General features: G+C 70.7%; 15 protein-coding genes and 1 tRNA gene. 10 read left to right on the forward strand and 6 right to left on the reverse strand.

The annotated features are described in order from the left end of the window. Nucleotides 1–128 precede the first annotated feature (128 nt). The 8 genes from topA to ricT all read left to right on the forward strand — a co-directional run bounded on the left by topA (nt 129) and on the right by ricT (nt 9,805). Complete coding sequence (gene topA, locus O7543_RS22270; RefSeq protein WP_281552063.1) at nt 129–3,050, forward strand: type I DNA topoisomerase; 2,922 nt, start codon at nt 129–131, stop codon at nt 3,048–3,050. A 295-nt stretch (nt 3,051–3,345) separates the two neighbouring features. Further along, nucleotides 3,346–3,939: a TetR/AcrR family transcriptional regulator gene (locus tag O7543_RS22275; RefSeq protein WP_281555744.1), complete on the forward strand. Its 594-nt coding sequence runs from the start codon at nt 3,346–3,348 to the stop codon at nt 3,937–3,939. A gap of 202 nt (nt 3,940–4,141) precedes the next feature. Then, a complete protein-coding gene (tmk, locus tag O7543_RS22280) occupies nt 4,142–6,175 on the forward strand; it encodes a dTMP kinase (protein WP_348650144.1) in 2,034 nt (677 codons plus the stop codon). Further along, nucleotides 6,172–7,392, forward strand: coding sequence for a DNA polymerase III subunit delta' (locus O7543_RS22285; protein WP_281552061.1), 1,221 nt, complete (start codon nt 6,172–6,174; stop codon nt 7,390–7,392). Before tmk ends, O7543_RS22285 begins: the two co-directional genes overlap by 4 nt. Before the next feature lie 95 nt (nt 7,393–7,487). Continuing rightward, on the forward strand, nt 7,488–7,814 hold the full coding sequence (locus tag O7543_RS22290; protein WP_281552060.1) for a YbaB/EbfC family nucleoid-associated protein: 327 nt from the start codon (nt 7,488–7,490) through the stop codon (nt 7,812–7,814). Between the two features lies 1 nt (nt 7,815). After that, complete coding sequence (locus O7543_RS22295) at nt 7,816–8,178, forward strand: hypothetical protein (RefSeq protein ID WP_281552059.1); 363 nt, start codon at nt 7,816–7,818, stop codon at nt 8,176–8,178. Further along, nucleotides 8,178–8,909 (forward strand): hypothetical protein, encoded by a 732-nt coding sequence (locus O7543_RS22300; RefSeq protein WP_281552058.1) that lies wholly within the window; start codon nt 8,178–8,180, stop codon nt 8,907–8,909. The genes O7543_RS22295 and O7543_RS22300 overlap by 1 nt, the downstream gene beginning before the upstream one ends. 62 nt (nt 8,910–8,971) lie before the next feature. Further along, nucleotides 8,972–9,805 (forward strand): regulatory iron-sulfur-containing complex subunit RicT, encoded by an 834-nt coding sequence (gene ricT / locus O7543_RS22305; protein WP_281552057.1) that lies wholly within the window; start codon nt 8,972–8,974, stop codon nt 9,803–9,805. A gap of 27 nt (nt 9,806–9,832) precedes the next feature. Here ricT and O7543_RS22310 read toward each other — a convergent pair whose 3' ends face one another. Continuing rightward, nucleotides 9,833–11,629 (reverse strand): metallophosphoesterase, encoded by a 1,797-nt coding sequence (locus tag O7543_RS22310; protein ID WP_281552056.1) that lies wholly within the window; start codon nt 11,627–11,629, stop codon nt 9,833–9,835. A gap of 122 nt (nt 11,630–11,751) precedes the next feature. On the opposite strand from O7543_RS22310, the gene O7543_RS22315 reads away from it, so the two are divergent. Next, nucleotides 11,752–11,827, forward strand: a tRNA-Thr gene (locus O7543_RS22315). 130 nt (nt 11,828–11,957) lie between these two features. On the opposite strand, the gene O7543_RS22320 is transcribed toward O7543_RS22315, so the two are convergent. From O7543_RS22320 to O7543_RS22335, 4 genes are read right to left on the reverse strand one after another with little or no spacing between them, the layout of a single operon-like run. Next, nucleotides 11,958–13,013 (reverse strand): NADP-dependent oxidoreductase, encoded by a 1,056-nt coding sequence (locus O7543_RS22320; protein ID WP_281552055.1) that lies wholly within the window; start codon nt 13,011–13,013, stop codon nt 11,958–11,960. Between the two features lies 1 nt (nt 13,014). Next, complete coding sequence (locus O7543_RS22325; protein WP_281552054.1) at nt 13,015–13,395, reverse strand: hypothetical protein; 381 nt, start codon at nt 13,393–13,395, stop codon at nt 13,015–13,017. 27 nt (nt 13,396–13,422) lie between these two features. Continuing rightward, nucleotides 13,423–14,745, reverse strand: a complete 1,323-nt coding sequence (locus tag O7543_RS22330; RefSeq protein ID WP_281552053.1) for an NAD(P)/FAD-dependent oxidoreductase — start codon at nt 14,743–14,745, stop codon at nt 13,423–13,425. Nucleotides 14,746–14,765: 20 nt separating this feature from the next. Next, the gene (locus tag O7543_RS22335; RefSeq protein ID WP_281552052.1) at nt 14,766–16,031 is read right to left on the reverse strand and encodes a sterol desaturase family protein; all 1,266 of its coding nucleotides are present in this window, start codon (nt 16,029–16,031) and stop codon (nt 14,766–14,768) included. A gap of 662 nt (nt 16,032–16,693) precedes the next feature. Between O7543_RS22335 and O7543_RS22340 the strand changes: the two genes are divergently transcribed. Next, on the forward strand, nt 16,694–18,187 hold the full coding sequence (locus O7543_RS22340; protein ID WP_281552051.1) for a fibronectin type III domain-containing protein: 1,494 nt from the start codon (nt 16,694–16,696) through the stop codon (nt 18,185–18,187). A 428-nt stretch (nt 18,188–18,615) separates the two neighbouring features. On the opposite strand, the gene nshR is transcribed toward O7543_RS22340, so the two are convergent. Then, nucleotides 18,616–19,521: an NshR/TsnR family 23S rRNA methyltransferase gene (gene nshR, locus O7543_RS22345; RefSeq protein ID WP_281552050.1), complete on the reverse strand. Its 906-nt coding sequence runs from the start codon at nt 19,519–19,521 to the stop codon at nt 18,616–18,618. Nucleotides 19,522–19,652: the final 131 nt, after the last annotated feature.

Consider the following 19,652-nt stretch of genomic DNA (forward strand, 5'->3'; position numbering starts at 1 on the left):
CCGGCCCCGGGTTCGCGTTACGTTGGACATCGTGACCGTCGCCCGCCCGCTCGTCGTGGCGGGCGCCGGTCGATCCGGGCCGCCGCCTGTCGCCGGGCGGTCCGAGTGGGGTCGAGGTCAGGAGAGACGTGCCGAGCAACACCTCAACCAGTCGTCTGGTCATCGTCGAATCGCCGGCGAAGGCCAAGACGATCTCGGGCTACCTGGGCCCGGGGTACGTCGTCGAGGCGAGCCTCGGGCATGTCCGGGACCTGCCCCGCAACGCCGCCGACGTGCCGGCCCGCTACAAGAAGGAGCCGTGGGCCCGGCTCGGCGTCGACGTCGACAACGGCTTCTCCGCGCTGTACGTCGTCTCGGCCGACCGTAAGCAGCAGATCGCCAAACTGACCAAGCTGGCCAAGGAGGTCGACGAGGTCCTGCTCGCCACGGACGAGGACCGTGAGGGCGAAGCGATCGCCTGGCATCTGGTGGAGACCCTCAAGCCCAAGGTGCCGGTGCGTCGGATGGTCTTCCACGAGATCACCCGGGCCGCCATCCAGGCCGCGGTGGCCAACCCGCGGGAGATCGACCGCAACCTGGTCGACGCCCAGGAGGCGCGGCGGATCCTGGACCGGCTGTACGGCTACGAGGTCTCGCCGGTGCTGTGGAAGAAGGTGATGCCCCGGCTGTCCGCCGGCCGGGTGCAGTCGGTGGCCACCCGGATCGTGGTGGAGCGCGAGCGGCAGCGGATGGCGTTCCGTACCGCCGACTACTGGGACATCCAGGCCACCCTGGCGGTGACCGGCCAGCCGGCGGCCGCAGCCGACGGGCCCCGCTCGTTCACCGCCACCCTGATCGCGCTCGGCGGCGACCGGATCGCGACCGGCAAGGACTTCGAGCCGACCACCGGACGGGTCCGGCCGGAGGCGTCGGTGGTGCACCTCGACGGCGACGGGGCGCGGGGCCTGGCAGCCCGGCTCGACGGTCGGCCGTTCACCGTCACCCGGGTCGAGGAGAAGCCGTACCGCCGCCGGCCGTACGCCCCGTTCATCACCTCCACACTGCAGCAGGAGGCGGCCCGTAAGATGCGGTTCTCGTCGCAGCAGACGATGCGCACCGCGCAGCGGCTGTACGAGAACGGCTACATCACCTACATGCGGACCGACTCGGTCAACCTGTCGGAAACGGCGATCGCCGCCGCCCGCAGCCAGGTCGCCGAGCTGTACGGCGACCGTTTCGTCCCGCCGGAGCCGCGCCGGTACACCGGCAAGGTCAAGAACGCCCAGGAGGCGCACGAGGCCATCCGCCCCGCCGGTGACCACTTCCGCACCCCCGGGGAGCTGGCCAACGAACTGTCCGCCGAGGAGTTCAAGCTCTACGAGCTGATCTGGCGGCGGACCATCGCGTCCCAGATGACCGACGCGGTGGGTTCCAGCGTGTCGGTGCGGATCCGGGCCGTTTCGACCGCCGGCGAGGAATGCGACTTCGGTGCGACCGGCAAGACGATCACCGACCCGGGCTTTCTGCGCGCCTACGTCGAGTCCTCTGACGACGAGTCGGCCGAGGCGGAGGACGCCGAGCGCCGCCTGCCGAACCTGGTCAAGGATCAGCCACTCACCGCGCGGGAGCTGGCGGCGGTCGGGCACAGCACTCAGCCGCCGGCCCGCTACACCGAGGCCTCCCTGGTCAAGGCGTTGGAGGAGTTGGGCATCGGGCGGCCGTCCACCTACGCGTCGATCATGCAGACGATCCAGGACCGGGGGTACGTGGCCAAACGCGGCCAGGCGCTGATCCCGTCGTTCCTGGCCTTCGCGGTGATCGGGTTGCTGGAGCGGCACTATCCGCGGCTGGTCGACTACAACTTCACCGCCAGCATGGAGAACGAGTTGGACGAGATCGCGTCCGGCGACCACCAGGCGGTGGACTTCCTCACCTCGTTCTACTTCGGCAGCGACACCGCCGGAGACGAGTCGGTCGCCCGCTCCGGTGGTTTGAAACGGCTGGTCACCGAGAAGCTCGCCGAGATCGACGCCCGCAGCGTCAACTCGATCCCGCTCGGTGCCGACGACGAGGGTCGTCAGGTCGTCGTGCGGGTCGGCCGCTACGGTCCGTACCTGCAGCGGTTCCTGCCGGGCGCGGAGGGTGTCGACCACGCGGCGGCCGGGTCGAACGGTGCCGGCGCGGCGGGCGATGCCGGCGGTGCCGAGCCGGTGGCCGGCGGCGGTGACGAGGCGGAGGGCGCGGCAGCCGGAGCCGGCGGGGACCGCGTCTCGCTGCCGGAGGGGATCGCGCCGGACGAGCTGACCCCAGAGAAGATCAACGAACTGTTCCTCGGCGGTGGCGGCGAGCGCAAGCTCGGCGAACATCCGGAGACCGGCGAGCCGATCGTGCTCAAGTCCGGCCGGTTCGGCCCGTACGTCGCCAGTGGCGAGCGCCGCTCCTCGTTGCTGCGGTCCCAGTCGCCGGAGACGCTGAGCATCGCCGAGGCGCTGCGGCTGCTGTCGCTGCCCCGGGTGGTCGGGGTGGCACCGGACGGCGCCGAGGTGCTCGCCGCCGCCGGCCGGTACGGCCCGTACGTCAAGAAGGGCGACGAGTTCCGGTCCCTGGAGTCCGAGGAACAGTTGTTCACCGTCTCGCTGGACGAGGCGCTGGCGTTGCTCGCCGCGCCGAAGACCCGGCAGCGGCGGGCCGCCGCGCCACCGTTGCGGGAGATGGGCGCGGATCCGCTCACCGAGCGCCCACTGGTGATCAAGGATGGCCGGTTCGGACCGTACGTGACCGACGGCGAGAGCAACGCTTCGCTGCGGCGTGGTCAGACGCCCGAGTCGTTGACGATCGAGCAGGCGTCGGAGATGTTGGCCGAAAAGCGGGCGAAGGGCCCAGCGCCGCGTAAGAAGGCGGCGAAGAAGGCGCCGGCGAAGAAGACCACCGCCAAGACCGCCGGCGCGAAGAAGACCGGTACCAAGGCGACCGGTACCAAGGCGACCAGCGCGAAGAAGACCGCGGTCAAGAAGGCAGCGCCGAAGAAGGCGACTGCCAGCCGGGCCGCCGACCAGTCCGACGACTCTTGACGCTCTCCTGACCGCACTTCCGGCCGGCGGTGGCCTGCCGCCGGCCGGGATCGCTATGAATGATCTTCGTAAATGATCTTCATGGTCAGGATGATGTGGGACAGGTGAATACCGATATCCGTTTCGCTCGTTAATCCGAGTAACGTTTTTGATCTCACTGCTGCCGACGGTGGTTCCGACGCGCGGGGGATCTTTCTCGGAAGGAGTGGGACGAGTGTCGACACCACCAGCCGTCACCAGTGGCCCGCTGCGGCGGGTGCCGGTCCAGGGGCGCAGTCTCGCCCGGGTCCAGCGCATGCTCGACGCGTGCGCCGAGATCGTGGACGAGGTTGGCTACGAGGGTCTGACGACGACCCTGCTCGCCGAACGAGCCGAGGTGGCCATCGGTTCCGTCTATCAGTTCTTCCCGGACAAGCGGGCGATCGTGCAGGCGCTGACGCTGCGCAACATCGACGCGTACGTGCAGCGGCTCAACGAACGGGTCACCGGCGGCGAGTTCGACCACTGGTGGGACGGCGTCGCCGCCGGCATCGACGAGTACATCTGCATGCACCGTACGGTGCCCGGATTCCGCACCCTGCACTTCGGCGACGTGGTCGACGTGCGGCTGCTGGACGAGAGCCGGGACAACAACGCGGTGATCGCCAGTGAGCTGTCCAGGGTCCTGGTGGGTCGCTTCGGCATCCCGGACGAACCCCGGCTGCGGTTCGCGCTGCAGATCGCGGTGGAGGCCGCCGACGCGCTGATCAAACTGGCGTTCCGGCGCACCGCCGAGGGCGACGACAGCGTACTGCGCGAAGCGAAGGCACTGATCCGCGAGTACCTGCACCGCCACGTCGACCCCGCCGCAACCGGCGACGGTGCCCGCGACCGTGACCGACCCGGGTGAGCGCCGGGATTAGAGTGTCACCGGGGCCCCGCCGCCGGGCCGACGGGGAGGAACGGTCATCGACGACAACGCCAGCAGTCAGCAGCGCGGTGGTACGTCCGACACGCCACCGGCCGACCAGACTGCCGCTTCGGTCGATTTGTCCGGCCTGCCAGCGCTGCGTTCGGTGTTGCGCATCCGTCCGTTCCGGCGGCTGTGGATCGTGCTCGGGGTCGCCTCGTTCAGCGACTGGCTGGGCCTGCTCGCCACCTCGATCTTCGCGGCCGGGCAGGTTTCCGGCGGCGCGGCCCAGGGCGCGGCGTTCGGCGGTGTCATCGCCGTACGGCTGCTGCCGGCGTTGGTCCTCGGCCCGGTCGCCGGGGTGCTCGCCGACCGGTTCGACCGGCGCTACACGATGGTCATCTGCGACCTGCTCCGGTTCGTGCTGTTCGCCTCCATCCCGCTGCTGCCGATGTTCGGCGCCAGCGGCGCCCTCACGGTGGCCTGGGCTGCGATCGCGATCTTCCTGATCGAGACGATCACGTTGATCTGGATCCCGGCGAAGGAAGCGGCGGTCCCCAACCTGATCCCGAAGGCCCGGCTGGAGATCGCCAACCAGCTCACCCTGATCGCCACGTACGGGCTCACCCCGGTGCTCGCCGCGATCAGCCTGGCCGTCCTCGACGCCGCCGTCCGAGCGGCGACGGTGACCGATCTGCCATCCTGGGCGGAGCCGGCGCAGCTGGCGCTGTTCTTCAACGCCGCCTCCCGACTGGCCACCGCGATCGTGGTCTTCTACGGCATCAAGGAGATCAGCGGGCGGGCCGGCGCCGCCGGGCACGCCGATCAGAGCCTTATCCGGCAGTTCGTCGAGGGATGGCGGTTCATCGGCCAGACCCCGCTGGTCCGCGGCCTGGTGCTGGGCATCTTCGGCGCGTTCGCCGGTGGCGGCATCGTGATCGGCACCGCGAAATTCTTCACCGCCTCGCTGAGCGCCGGTGACGCCGCGTTCTACCTGCTCTTCGCGGCGATCTTCGTCGGTCTGGGCGCCGGGATCGGGCTGGGCCCGACGGTGGTGCGCGACCTGTCCCGGCGGCGCTGGTTCGGGCTCAGCATCGTGCTGGCCAGCGGCTCGGTGCTGATCCTCGCTCTGTCCATCCATCTGTCCATGGCCATCCTCGGCGCGGTGCTGGTCGGAGCGGCGGCCGGGATGGCCTTCCTGGCCGGGATCACCCTGCTTGGCGGGGAGATCGCCGACGACGTCCGGGGCCGGGTCTTCGCCGTGGTGCAGACCGGCACCCGGGTGGTGCTGATGCTGGCCATCTCGGTCAGCAGCGTGCTGGTCGGCGTGGGCGGCTCCCGCCAGCTGCAGATCGCCAACCTGGGCGTCTCGTTCTCCTCGACCCGGTTGCTGCTGCTGCTCGCCGGGGTGTTCGGCATCTTCGCCGGGCTCAGCGCCTTCCGCCAGATGGACGATAAACCGGGCGTTCCGGTCCTGGCCGACCTGTGGGGGTCGATCCGGGGGCGGCCGTTGACGTCGGCGGAGCCGTTCACCGCGAACGGGGTCTTCGTCGTCTTCGAAGGCGGCGAGGGCGCCGGCAAGTCGACACAGGTGACGGCGTTGGCACAGGCGCTGCGCGAGCGCGGCCGGGAGGTGGTGGTGACCCGCGAACCGGGGGCCAGCGGCCTCGGCGAGAAGATCCGCCGGCTGGTGCTCGACGGCGGACCGGACGCGCCGTCGCCCCGCGCGGAGGCCCTGCTGTACGCCGCCGACCGGGCCCACCACGTGGCGACCGTGGTCCGGCCGGCGCTGGCCCGGGGCGCGGTGGTGGTCAGCGACCGCTACGTCGACTCGTCGCTGGCGTACCAGGGTGCCGGACGGACCTTGCCGGTCGACGAGGTCTCCTGGCTCTCCTCCTGGGCCACTGGCGGCCTCAAACCCGACCTGGTCGTGCTGCTGGACATCGAGCCGCTGGCCGGCCTGGACCGGGTGCAGCGGCGCGGGACCGGCGCCGACCGGTTGGAGAGCGAGTCGCTGGCGTTCCACGAACGGGTCCGGTACGCGTTCCTCGACCTGGCCGCCGCCGACCCGAAACGCTACCTGGTGCTGGACGCCACCCGGGGCGTCGACGAGGTACGCGGCGCGGTGCTCGACCGGGTCGAGGTGCTGACCGGCCGGGCCGACCCAGCGGCGCCCGCCGAGCCGACAGCCGACGCCGAGCCGAAGGCCGCCACCGAAGCGGGGCGGCGGACATGACGACCGCGACCGTGCCCACCGACGTTTTCGCCGACCTGGTCGGCCAGGACGAGGCGGTGCAGACCCTGCGCCGGGCCGCAGCGGCAGCCGGCGAACTGCTCGCCGCCGGTGACGGTGACCCGCCGCTGTCGGCCGGAGCGATGACCCACGCCTGGATCTTCACCGGGCCGCCCGGCTCCGGGCGGTCGGTGGCCGCCCGCGCGCTGGCCGCCGCGCTGCAGTGTGTGTACGGACAGGGCTGCGGCCGGTGCGCCGGCTGCCACACCACCCGGGCCGGTACGCACGCCGACGTCCGGTTCGTCGTGCCGGACGGCCTGTCGATCAGCGTCGGCGAGATGCGCGCGCTGGTGCTGCGGGCGGCCAGCACCCCGTCGGGCGGACGCTGGCAGGTACTGGTGATCGAGGACGCCGACCGGCTCACCGAGGCGGCCGGCAACGCGCTGCTCAAGGCGATCGAGGAACCGCCGCCCAGGACGGTGTTCCTGCTCTGCACGCCGTCCACCCATCCGGACGACATCTCGGTCACCATCCGGTCCCGCTGCCGGGTGGTCAGCCTGCGGCAGCCGCCGGCCGAGGCGGTCGCCCAGGTGCTGGCCGGGCGGGACGGCGTACCGGCCGAGACCGCCGTCTGGGCGGCGGCGGCCGCGCAGGGGCACGTCGGCCGGGCCCGGCGGCTGGCCCAGGACCCGCAGGCGCGGGAGCGCCGGGACGCCGTTCTGGCGGTGCCGCGCCGGCTGACCACGGTCGGAGCCTGCTTCGACGCCGCGTCGGCGTTGATCGCCGCCGCCGAGGCAGAGGCCGAGGCGGCGGTCGCCGAGATCGACGCGGCGGAGCGTACGGCGCTGCAGACCGCGCTGGGTGCCGGCGGCACCGGACGCGGCGCCGCCGGCGCGGCCCGGGGGACCGCCGGGCAGATCAAGGAGCTGGAACGGCGGCAGAAGTCCCGGGCCACCCGGGCGCAGCGGGACGCGTTGGACCGGGCGCTGGTCGATCTGGCCGGCTTCTACCGGGACGTCCTGGTTTCCGCGCTGCGGGCCCCGGTGGCCCCGGTGCACACCGACGTCGCCGGGCTCACCGGCGCAGCTGCCGAAAAGTGGACAGCGGAGTCGGCGCTGCGCCGGCTGGAAGCAGTGCTGAGCTGCCGAGAAGCGATCACCGGCAACGTCAAGCCACGGATCGCCGTCGAAGCGATGATGCTCAGCCTCTGGCGTGGTTAGGTCACTGCCGGTACGGTTCGGTGCCGTAGCGCAGCCCCATCCGTACGTAGGGTGCAGACGATCTGTGCCCGCTTGCCGACGATGGTGAGGACCCCGTGGTACGGCAGATCGACGAGGCGTGGATCGAGAACGCGGTCGAGCGGTACCGCCAGATCGAGGCCCGGCAGGTCGAGTTCGACAAGGCGGTGCACACCGTCGAGGTGACGGTGCGCTCGCCGGACGGGTCCGTCGAGATCGTGGTCAACGCCGCCGGCACCGTGACCGACGTGCGGATTCTCGGTCCACTGCACACCCGGAGCAACACCGAACTGGCCGGCGCGGTGCGGTCCACGGTGGCGGCGGCCGCCGACGCCGCCCGCTGGGCGCGCGAGAAACTGTGGGCCGAGACGTTCGGCGCCCACCCGTCGCTGCGGGAGGTCTGACATGGACACCACCGCGCAGCTGATCGCCGCCGAGCTGACGCGCTGCGCCGACCAGCTGGCCGGCGCAGCGCGCCAGCTGACCGGGCTGCGCGACGCCGCCGACCATGGGCTACGCGACGCCGCCGTCGGCGGGCTGGCCGGCACCGCCGACGGCGGGCCGCAGGCGGCGTCGGCCGGCCGGTTGGGCTCGCTCACCGCCGCGCTGGGCCGGCAGTGGCGGGACGCGGTGGCGCAGCGGGCGGCTGAAGCGGACGACGCCGGCCGGCGGCTCGCTGACACCGCAGCCGGGTTGCGGTCCGTGGTCGGCGCGTACCGGGACGTCGACGTGACGTCCCGCCGTCGGCAGCCGACGGAGGGCAGCTGATGGACGTGTTGGACCGGGTCGCCGGGCCGGCCCGGGAGCTGCTGGCCGGGGTGGACGCGCTGCTCGTCGGCAACGGCGCGCCGCCGGGGCATCCGGTCTGGCCGCTGCTGCGCCAGGTGCGGGCGTTGCCCGGTGACGCGGTGGCCGCGTTCGTCGCGGTGCGCCCGGAGCCGCTGGCCGCCGCCGGCGCCGCGCTCCGCCCGCAACTGGACGGGTACGCCGAAGCGGTCGATGTGCTGGCCGGCCGGCTCGACTGGTCCGGACCGGCGGCCCAGGCGTACGACGCGGCACGCCGTACCCTCGCCACCCGGCTGACCGGCGGTGGTGATGGCGGTGGCGCTGCCGACCCGGACAGCCTGGCCGGGCGGTTGACGGCCACCGCCGGGTACGCCGAGGCGGTCGCCGGCTGGGCGGCGCTGAGCCGGACCGGGCTGGCCGCAGTGCTGGCCGAGGCGCTGGGCTCGGCCGAGGCGGTCACCGTACGGACCGCCGCCGACGCCGGTCCAGGGTGGTCCGCGGTTGGGCAGGTCGGACCATCAGGGTCGGTGGCGGCCGACGCCGCCGCGACGATCGCGGCGGCGGTGCTGACCGCGATCCTGGAGATCACCGAGCGGGGCGAGGACCTGCTGGAGCGGTGGCGGCCCCGGTTAACGCCGGCCGGCGGGTCCCGGCCTGCCGATGTCGCCGGCCCGGGTGCCAGATCAGACGGGACGATCCGGCTGCGCTACTGACCCGGAACAGGCAACGGCGCCGCTGCCTTCACGATGCCGGAAGGTCGACGTAGGGTAGGGCCATGGGGATGCTCTGCGCGGTCAGCTTCAACCGGTACGGGCGCCTCTTCTACCTCGACCCCGGTGATCTGCGACCGGCGGTCGGCGACAAGGTGCTGGTGCCCACCGACGACGGCGCCGAGGTCGCCGAGTGCGTCTGGGCCCCGCAGTGGGTCGACGATCCCACCGACGGCTTTCCCCGGCTGGCCGGCCTGGCCACCGAGCAGGACCTGCACCGCGACGAGGTGCAACGCAAACGCAAGGCGGAGGCGAAGGTCGCGGCGAAGCGGCTGATCCGCGAGCACGGGCTGCCGATGAAGGTGGTCGCCGTCGACCACGTGCTGGAGCCGGGGTCGCTGAACAGCGCCCGGGCCACCATCTACTTCACCGCACCGCACCGGGTCGACTTCCGGTCGCTGGTGCGTGACCTCGGTGCGACCCTGCACTGCCGGGTGGAGCTGCGGCAGCTGTCGGCCCGCGACTCGGCCCGGGTGCAGGGCGGGATCGGCTCCTGCGGCCGGGACCTGTGCTGCGCCACCTTCCTCACCGATTTCGAGCCGGTGACCATCCGGATGGCCAAGGACCAGGATCTGCCGCTCAACCCGCTGCGCATCTCCGGCGCCTGCGGCCGGCTGATGTGCTGCCTCAAGTACGAACATCCGCTGTACGCGGACAGCAGCAGTTACCCCACCTCGGGCCAGCGCGTCGAGACCCCGGACGGGCCGGCCAAGGTGGTGTCGCGGCATCCGCCGAGCGAGTCGGTCACCGTACGGCAGATTGCCGACGGGGCGGTGAAACGGTGCGCCCTGGCCGACGTCTGCGGTCCGCGCCGCGCCCACGACCAGGCGTACGGCTGACCTCGCGGCGCACCGGACGTCGTCGGTTCAGCGGATGGTGATCGGTTCCTCGGCCAGTCGGGTGGCCAGCGGCTGCTCCGGCACGATCCACGGGGCGTGCGCGGGGGCCTGCGGGTCGGCCCGCCAGCGCCGACACACCCGGTCGACGGCCACCGGGTAGAGGGTCAGCGACCCGTCGGCGGCGATCCGCATCCGGATGAAGCACTTCGAGTCCTCGATGCCCTGCCCGGCGAACAGCTCGTTGAGGTTGACGTCGAACGCACCGGCCAGCACCAGGTAGCCGGCGGTCAACTGGCTGGCGACCAGCCCGGCGACCGGGCCGTAGACGACTGCGGCGGCGACCACCGGCAATGGCCAGGGCCAGTCGACGAACGGCAGCTCCAGCCAGATCAGCGCACCGACCCAGGCCAGCGCGATGTGCGCGACACCGTGCCCGAGCCCGAGCAGCCAGTGCCGGGAATGTCGGGCGCCGCTGGCGCTCGGCGGCTTGGCGAAGAGCACCGACGCGGCGAGGGTGAGCACCACCATCGCGACCAGCGGGATACTGAACAGCCGCTGGTTGTCGGGGTCGGCCCAGGAGACGATGACCCCGGCGACGGCCAGCATCAGCAGCGTCTGCAGGGTGCCGAGCAGGGTGGCGAAGCCCGGGTTGCGGCGCGGCAGCCGGTGGAAGATCCCCCAGCTGTAGCGGCGGGACCGGGCCGCGTCCGGGTAGCGGCCGGCCAGCTCGTAGTCGCGTTGCGGGCTGGCGTTGCGGGCAAGGGTGTCGACCGGCGGTACGGTGATCCGCTCGGGCAGCTTGTGTGTCGCCGACAGGTAGGCGCCGCCGCCCCCGCAGGTGATCAGCTGCCGGTCCGGGTTGGCGTAGCGGGCGTAGTGGTGCTGGTCGCCGGAGATCGTCAGCGGCACCCGGGCACCGGTCGGCTCGATCACCGTACGCAGGAAGTAGTCGACCGCGTCGTAGGCCTGCGGGTCGCCGACCGCCTTGACCCAGGTCGGTTCCGGCACGGCCAGGATCACCCGGTCACCCGGCTTGAGCTGCTCGGCCGCCTTCTCGAAGTAGATCAGCTGCGGGTCGTCCAGGTACGCGCCGAACTGCTCGTCGATGGCGAACAGCCACCAGTCGTTCGGCAGCCGGGTGGCGAAGTACGACCGTTTCTGCTCGGTCCGCCAGCCGCCGATGGTGGCGTCGCGCCGACGGGCGAACAGCCGCAGGAACGCGGTGAGCCCGTCGTACCAGTCGTGGTTGCCGGGGATGGCGTACAGCGTGGGTCGCGGCTGCCCGACCGGCGGCTTCGGGAAGGCCGCCTGGTACGGCCCCTTGCTCCGGTCCTCGTACGCCTCGCCGCTGGCCGCCGGGTAGACCTGGTCGCCGCCCATCACCAGCAGGTCGCCGCGGCGCAGCCGGCCGGCGCCGTCGACGTCCAGCTCCGGCTGCGCCAGCAGGTACGCCAGCGAGTAGGTCGCCGGGAAGCCGTCACCGAGGTCGGCCACGTAGTCGATCCACAGCTCCCCGTCGACGGCGTCGTGGTGGTGCACGTCGCCGGGGAGCGCGCCCTGCAGTTCCCGCTTGTCGAGGTAGGCGCCGAACAGCGTCGCCAGCAGGGTGCGCAGGCCGGTGCTGAGCAGCAGCATCGGGGCCAGCCAGGGCACCGGGGGCCGGGGGGTGAAGCCGAGCTCCCTCGGGTCCAGCGACCGGGGCCGGTGATGCTCGGCGGCGGGTGGGGCCGGATCGACCGGCCCGGGGCCGGCTGGGCCGGGGCCGGCTGGGCCGGGGCCGGCCGGGTCGGCGGCTGGGGCAGGCGTGCTCGGTTCGTCCGTCACACGTCCGGAGCCTACTGTCGGTCATCGACGCCTGTCACCCGTGGTCGGCCCAGGCCGTCCCGTCGGTGCCTCTCGGCCGCCCGGCGTGATCGCCGCCCGGTGCCGTACACTGGTTGATCGTTGCCGCCTTAGCTCAGTCGGCAGAGCGACGCACTCGTAATGCGTAGGTCGACGGTTCGATTCCGTCAGGCGGCTCCAGGAGAGGCCCTGACCGGCAAGTTCGCTGGTCAGGGCCTCGTTTCATCGATGGAATTTTGAATCGCCCCCCGGAAACCCCACGAACGCCTACCGGCGATCAGGTTGAGGGCACCTGGCGGCTCCCTGCAAGCTACACGGCGACCAGGACCTTGCCCCGGTTACCGCCCCGGTTGTGGTAGAGACTGTGGTACGCGTTCGGAATCTCGTCGAATCCGTGGTGGACGGTCTGCTGGTAGCTCAGTTCCCCGCGACGGACCATGCCGCCGAGTTCGTCGCGCATCTTCGACAGGTTCTCCTCGGTGAACCACTCGTGCGCGAACATGCCCCGGATGGTCGCACGGGGGTACATGATCATCGGCAGGAGACGTAGCCCGGTCTGTTCGCGGCCCACCTGGGTGGCCCACTGCCAGCAGACCGCGACCCGGCTGTGCACGTTCAGCATCGTGAAGACCATGTCGGTGACCGTGCCACCGAGATTGTCGAAGTATCTGTCGACGCCGTCCGGGGCGGCTTTGACCAGCGCCTCCCGTACCCGGCCCGGCTCGTCACCGTGTCGGTACTCGACGACGGCGTCGAAGCCGAGTTCGGTGAGGAACGGGACCTTCTCCGCGGACGCGGTAGTCCCCACCAGCCGCGCACCGGCCCGCTTGGCGAGCTGCCCGACCAGGGTCCCGATGGCCCCCGAGGCACCGCTGATCACCAGCGTGTCACCAGGGCGGACCGTCAGGAAATGCGTCAGCGTGCCCCACGCGGTGATGCCCGGCCCTCCCATGATTCCCAGCGCCGTCGTCACCGGCAGCACGTCGTCGTAGTGCTGCGGATTCAGCTTGCGGTAGGCGGGAAAGACCATCGGGAACGTCTCCCCCTGCCACAGCACCTCGCCGCCGGTGCCGACGACGTGGCTACGCCAACCGCCATAGCCCTGGACCAGGTCTCCCACCTGGAAGCGGGCGTCCGGTCCGGCCTCGACCACCTCCATGATCGAGTCGGCGATCATGTGCTGCCCGACCGGCGTCTCCAGGGCGAGCCCGTGCAGGTACGGATCGACCGAGACGTACCGCGTCTGAAACAGCATCTCGTCGTCACCGAGCGCTACCGGTGCCTCCTCGGTCACCTTCTCGTAGATCCGGCCGACGTCGGGGACGCCGTCGACATGCTCGCGCACGACCCACTTCGCGATCTTCAAGTCAGGCTCCTTGCCGGGTGAGAACGGACGGGTGTCCCTCGGCCGGGGAGGCCAGCGAGGGTGTGGCCGGCACGGGCACCGTCACCTGCGTGGGCGGCGGCGCCGTGTCGTCGATGTCGGCGGTGAAGGGCCGACCGTCGTCGCGGCAGATGAACTGCACGACATGACGGCCGCTGGCAGCCGCCCGGATGAGCCCGCCGATCGTGGTCCAGACCCCGGCCAGGTAGAAATCGGCCAGCCCGGGGAGCACCGGGCCGTGCTTTTCCAGCTCCTTTTCCATCGTCTCGCCGCCGTCGACGAACGGTTGCCAGCCGGCGATCGAGCCGTCGTGGTTGGCGGTGTAGCGGATCTGCGTCAGCGGTGTCGCGATGTCGTGCGCCACGACCGTGTCTGCGAGCCCGGGGTAACGCTAGTCCAGCAGGCCGAGCAGGGCGGTGCGCACCTGTCGCTTCGCGGCGTAGTAGGTGCGGCCACGGCGCACCCGCAGGGTGTGCAGCAGTTGGCCCTTGCGGACCCGGCTCGCCTGCTCCGGTCCCGCCACCAGCTGCCGCCAGGCGCCGGTGTCGGAGAAGAAGGTGACGAACACGACCGAGGTCTCCGCCGGGGAGAGCTCGGGATAGTGCCGGCTGCGGAACTGTACGTTGACGCTGGGGTGCTCGCCGATGCCGACCAGGTCCGTCGCCTCCTCGGGCGACAGCAGGTGAGTGGTGCACGGGTCTGCGTCCGGATACGGCCGGTCGAGGCCGAAGAACGCGCTGACGTACCCGGGGTAGATCTGGCCTGGCTCGTCGATGGTCTCGGTGTACAGGCGACGGTAGGTCTCGTTGAGGTAGCGGCCGTTCAGCAGCTTGGTGACCGTCGTGTGCCCGTCGCAGGTGGCGACGACGATGTCGGCGCGGTGCTCACGTCCGTCGCTGAGTCGGACCCCGACCGCCCGGTCGTTCTCGACCAGCACCTCGTCGACCTTCGCGTTGTACGTGATCTTGCCTCCGAGCCGCAGGTAGCGCTGCTCGATCGAGCGGGCCAGCCCGAGCGAACCCCCTTCCGGCACGCCGGCGGTGCGCCCGGCGTGCGCCGCGAGTTGGAAGTAGAAGGGCAGCACCGGAAAGCTCGCATGTCGCTCGTACAGGATGAAGTTGAACGCCTCCCGCAGCAGCGGATCCTTGAATTTGGCGGAGTAGTCGGTCATCAGTGTCGTGATCGACCTGCGGATGGTGTTGAAGTGCGGCAGGAAGGCGGCGAGCATCCGCCACCGTTCCCACGGCCGCATCAGGCCGACCGGCTTGAGGAACGGGTAGGCGTTGAGCAGCTTCTTGAAGGTGCGGATTCCGGCGCAGAAGTCGCGGATGAGCCGCGCGTCGGCGGGCGAGTGCCACAGCAGGTGCTCCTGCAACCGGTCAGGGTCGGAGTAGAAGTAGACGGTCCGCCCGTCCCGGCCACGGATGATGTTGAACGTCTCGAAGTCGCGCATCTCCTTGCCCTGCAGCGCGCCGAGTTCGAGCCAGATCTGGTGCATGTCGTTGCCGGGCCCGCTGCCGAGCAGCCAGCTCACGCACCAGTCGAAGGTGAACTCACCCTGGTCCCAGGCGGTGCAGCAGCCGCCCGGCAACTCGTGCATCTCGAACGTGTGGGTGCGGTAGCCGTTCATCTGCGCGTAGCAGCCGGTGGCGAGACCACCGAGGCCACCACCGATGATGATCATCGTTTCCCGGGCGGGTTTCGACTCTGGCATGGTCGGTGCCTCCTTGATGGTCAGTCCACTGGGGCGAGCGACGGGTCGGGGTTCATAGCGGGCGCGGGACGTTCTCCGGCGGCGGAACCGGTGCCGGAACCGGTGCCGGAACCGGAGCCGTGTTCGGCACCGGAGCCCGCCAGGACGTCACGGACCAGGCCGGCGTTGCGGGAGGCGTATTCCTGGTCGAACATCTCGGCGTGGGTGCCGAACCCGGCGAGCAGGCCGTCGTGGCTGCGTGACGCGCCAGCCCAGCTGCCGCGCGTACCCGCTGCGTAGAACTCCATCCGGTCCTGGTCGCTGATCACCGTCACCGGTGCCGCGACGGACCCCAGGTTCGGGGTACGGGCGCAGAACTCGATGTATTCGCGGGCCTGTTCCCGGGTCTCCTGGGCGACGATCTCCGAACCGGTGTGCCGGCGCAGGCGCTCGGCACCGGCGCGGGCGCGCCACGGGTGCAACAGGCTGGCAACGACGTCGCCGGTCGGTGGGAACGATGTCGGATTGTGCAGCCCGATCGCTACCGGGCGGCGACCCGAACGCCATGTGAAGGTGCCGAAGAGCTGATCCCAGATCGACAGATCGGAGCCGAAATTTCCCGCCTCGGCGAGGTCCGTGCCGTGATGTAGACGGTGCTGCTCCGGACTGGTGAAGACATAGTTCAGCCAACCGATGCGTACGTCGATGTTGGCGTGGATGAAGTAGCCCTGCACGATGACGAACAGGCCGATGACGAAGACGGCCGGCTCGGAGAAGCCGGCGAAGGCGAGCGTCAACTGCACCACACCCTGGGCGAGCACGATGTCGAAGATGTGGTTGACGCCGTTGTTGCCGACATTGACCTTGTCCGGCGCGTGGTGCACTCCGTGGAGTTGCCACAGCCAGGCGTTGGTGTGCCCGAGCCGGTGCATCACATAGTTGGCCAGCGAGCCGAGCAGCAGCGCGAACGGCATCTCCACCCACAGCGGCAGCCACCCCTGGGGTGCGGCGACCGCCCCGACGACAGCCATGATCGGCAGCTGTGCCAGCCCGCCGCCGAGCAGGGTAAGCAGGAAGTAGATCCCGTACCGGCGCCACTCACGTAGGCTCGGGTGCCAGTTGGGCTCGTACGGGATCAGACGCTCAAACATTGCAAGATAGGCGAGCGCGATCACGCTGACCACGATCATGGCGACGACCAGGATCGGATACGTCGCGATCTGTGCGGCGGCGCGAACCATGGCGATGGAGCAGGGCTCTGGTGCAGGCGGGGACAGGGCGCTGTCGTACTCGTGGGAGATGTTCACGTTCTCTCCATCGCAGGTCGTTCTGTCGATCACCGCCGAAGGGGCGGCCAATCGCGTTGAACGCAGGGCGTGCGGTGGAGGCGCACTTTCCAACAGATGAAACGGCTAGCCTTGCGGGGTGCTCTGGCCTTTACCAAAAATGCGCCTTGATCAACGAAGAGCGCGATCCCTTGGTGTGGGCCTGAATCTTGCTGCGGTCCATCGAGTGTCGGTCATGCGTGAACTTCTTTGTGAGAACCAGTTCACGTCTGGGTGGTGCCAGATCATCTTTTGTTCTGTGTTGCCGGTCCCCAGTCAGTAATCCAAATAGACGTCATGATCGGTAGTTCTCTATCACCATCTGAATATCTCAAGCCTGCAACTCAAACAAGAACTGGTTCATTTTTGTCATGACATAAGGGTCTTTTTGATGGGCCGGACCCTCTGTCCACTTAGCTGTTCAGTTCAGGGTGGGGGTGCGGCGGCGTCTCAACCTTCCGCAAGACCGTCGGTCACCGCGCGGCACCTGGTCGGTCTGCGGGGTATGGGTGGGATTGGCGGCGATGAGCGCAGCGATGCCCGCGGGTGTGGTCGGCCTGCGCTTGACATGGCGTCGACGCACCGGTTCCCTAGATGTGATCGATCGAAATCGATAACTGGTTGGTGTCAACGGAGGGACAGCCGTGCGTACCCCATCCCACTGGCGCGGCGCCGCCGCGCTGACCAGCGCCGCACTCATCGCCGTCATCCTGCTCGGCGCATCCCCCGCCGCCGCGCGGTACGGCGGACCGGCCGGCCCGACGACCCCAACCGCGCTGTGGGCCAGCACCAACGGCGTCGCGATCAGCCTGACCTGGCAGCAACCGCCCACCGGGCCACGGGTCCACTCCTTCCGGGTGTACGAGGGCGGAGAAGTGGTCGCCCGCACCAGCACCACCTCGACGACGATGAGCGTGCCCTTCGGGTCGTCGCACGCGTACACCGTCACCGCCGTCGACCGGCGCGGCCGGGAGTCGGCGCCGACCGACCCGGTGACCGGCCGCTCCTGGCTCTCCGGGGTCAACCCGGAGTGTCTGCCGACCCCGACCCTGCCGATCACCGTCACCGCCGCGACCGCGTCGGCGGTCTCGCTCTCCTGGCCCCGGCATCCGCTCGGCGGCGAGCTGGAACTGCGGGTGAACGGCGTCAGCCTGGGCTGGACGTCGCTGACCAGCGCCCGGGTCGGCGGTCTGGCGCCCGCCACCGATCACCAGATCCGGCTCTACCGGCTCAACCAGTGCGGTCCCGGATCCACCGAACCGGTCGGCTCGACCAGCGCCACGACCGCCGCCGGTGATCCCGCGCCGCACGGCCCGCCTACCGGCCTGACCGTCACCGGGCGCACCGACACCACCATCAGCCTGGCCTGGACCGCGCCGGCCGGACCGCCGCCGGACCGGTACGCGGTCTACGAGGGTGGCACCCGGGTCGCCGTCAGCGTCGGCACCACGGCCACCGTCCAGCGGCTCTTCCACGCCACCTGGCACCGCTTCACCGTCGCCGCGCTCGATTCCGCCGGCAACGAGTCGGCGCACAGCCCGGCGGTGTCAGCCAGCACCGAGACCTGCCTGGGCAGCCCGCCCCGGCCGGTCGGGCTGGCGGCGACCGCGCTCTCCCCGTCGTCGGTGCGGCTGAGCTGGACCTTCGACGCGACCGCCACCTCGTACACCGTCTGGGACGGTGACACGGCTGTCGCCACCTCCCGCTACCCGGAGACGGTCGTCTCCGGGCTGCCGTCGGCGTCCCGGCACGTCTACCGGGTCAGCGCGACCCTCCCTCAGCCCTGCGGCGAGACCCCACGCTCCGCCCCGGCGCGGGTCACCACCGCACCCGGTCCCGCCGCCCGGCCGGCGGCACCGGCGTCGCTCGAGGTGACCGGCAACACCCCCGGCAACTGGCCCACCGACGCTCGGCTCACCCTGGTGTGGTCTGCCTCCGTCGGAGGCGAGCCCGCCGTCAGCTACCGGGTGTACGAGGGAGCGACCGTCGTCGGCGCGACCGACGGGACCCAGCTGACGCTGCCGGTGGGCGGGGGGACCTGGCACACGTACACGGTGGTCGCCGTCGACGCCGCCGGCAACGAGTCGGCGGCCAGTCCGTCGGTGACCGCGCAGGGCATGTTCTATCCGCCGCCGTAGAGCAGGCGACGCCGCCCAACGGGGTTTCGGCCGTGCCGTCGTCAGCGCCGGGCCGGCGCCGTCGATCACCAGGACGGATCCGACCGTCGCACGCGCGGGGCTGCGGCAGACCGGCCGTACGTAGGCGGGCGAGGTGGAGCCGGCCGGAGTTCACCGCGTCGTACAGGGACACCGTGAGTGGCGGGTGGTGGTCGGTGCCTCGGCGAGATGCCCCTCGCCGGCTCCGAGGGGCCAAGGGTGTGTTCGATGACGTGATGCCAGAGGTGCATCTTGATGCACCTCTGGCATCAAGCCTGAACCGGTAGTCCGGACCATGGAGGTAACCTATCGCTGCAAGGAAAGCACCTGAAGTCACCAACGCGTATAGACGTCGACGATGGGCCCGATCTGCGGTGGCAGCCGGCGGATCAACCAACTCGTTGAGGTGGTCAGCGGCGGCGGCCCGGCCCGCCGGACGACGACGCCGGCCTTCTGGTGCGGCGCTTGGCGGGCTGCTGCTGAGCTGGCGCCGCAGGCTGTGGCGGGCGCCGACGGTCGGCGAGGTTCCAGTGGTAACGCTCGTACAGTGCGATCCCGGCGCAGACGGAGACGTTCAGCGACTCCGCGGCCGGGTCGATGGGGATCGACACCGAATGGCGGGAGATGCTCTCGAAGGAACGCGACGTGCCGGTCTTCTCGCTACCCAGCAGCAGGGCGAGCTGCTCGTCCGCGTCACGCAGATCGCTGACCGCGAGATCGCCGTCGGCGTCGAAGGCGATCAACGGGATGCCGGTGCGCCGGAAGTATCCGGTCGCCTCGGCCCGCGACGCGAGCACGATCGGCAGCGAGAAGACGTAGCCCCGGCTGGCTCTGATCAGCCGCCGGTCCGCGATGGTGGTCAGATCGCTGTCCACCAGCACGATGCCGCCGGCGCCGAGCGCGAACGACGTGCGCACGATGGCCCCGATGTTGCCGACGATCTTCACCCCGTCCAGGACGACGAGGTCGCCGGTCGTCCGGGACAGCTCGTCGAAGCTCCACGGTCTCGGGACCCGGGCAATCCCGAACGCCTTGGGCTTCTTGTCGGTCCGGAACAGGTCGTTCATGATCGGAGCCGCTACCAGGCGGACCGGGATTCTCTCCCGCCGGCATGCGGTGATCACCTCGTCGGCCAGCGGGCTGGTCTGCACCCCGTAGACCTCGATGAACTCCAGCCCGGCGTGAATCGCCTGCACGAGCGGCTCGGTGTCCTCGATCAGCACGGTGCGAACGACGGATCGCGAATGCTTGGTGACGTCAATGATCCGCTGGACCGCCGGATCCGACCGCTCGGTGATGACATCGAGTTCCGCCACGGCAACGACCCTAACCCACCCCGGGGCCGGCCCCGCCGCCGCCGGTCCGGGCCGAAGCCCGGCCCTAGCCCCGGTCGCCGAGCGCCGGCACCGCACCGGGTTTGCCGCCCCGATCCAGGGGTACGCGCCGG

This window comes from Solwaraspora sp. WMMA2080 (assembly GCF_027497395.1).
Taxonomy (GTDB): domain Bacteria; phylum Actinomycetota; class Actinomycetes; order Mycobacteriales; family Micromonosporaceae; genus Micromonospora_E.

Coding starts and splice junctions, on each gene's coding strand:
- O7543_RS22275 (WP_281555744.1), top strand. CDS start 3,346: ATGCTCGACGCGTGCGCCGAGATCGTGGACGAGGTTGGCTACGAGGGT.
- O7543_RS22285 (WP_281552061.1), top strand. CDS start 6,172: ATGACGACCGCGACCGTGCCCACCGACGTTTTCGCCGACCTGGTCGGC.
- O7543_RS22295 (WP_281552059.1), top strand. CDS start 7,816: ATGGACACCACCGCGCAGCTGATCGCCGCCGAGCTGACGCGCTGCGCC.
- O7543_RS22300 (WP_281552058.1), top strand. CDS start 8,178: ATGGACGTGTTGGACCGGGTCGCCGGGCCGGCCCGGGAGCTGCTGGCC.
- ricT (WP_281552057.1), top strand. CDS start 8,972: ATGGGGATGCTCTGCGCGGTCAGCTTCAACCGGTACGGGCGCCTCTTC.
- O7543_RS22330 (WP_281552053.1), bottom strand. CDS start 14,745: ATGCCAGAGTCGAAACCCGCCCGGGAAACGATGATCATCATCGGTGGT.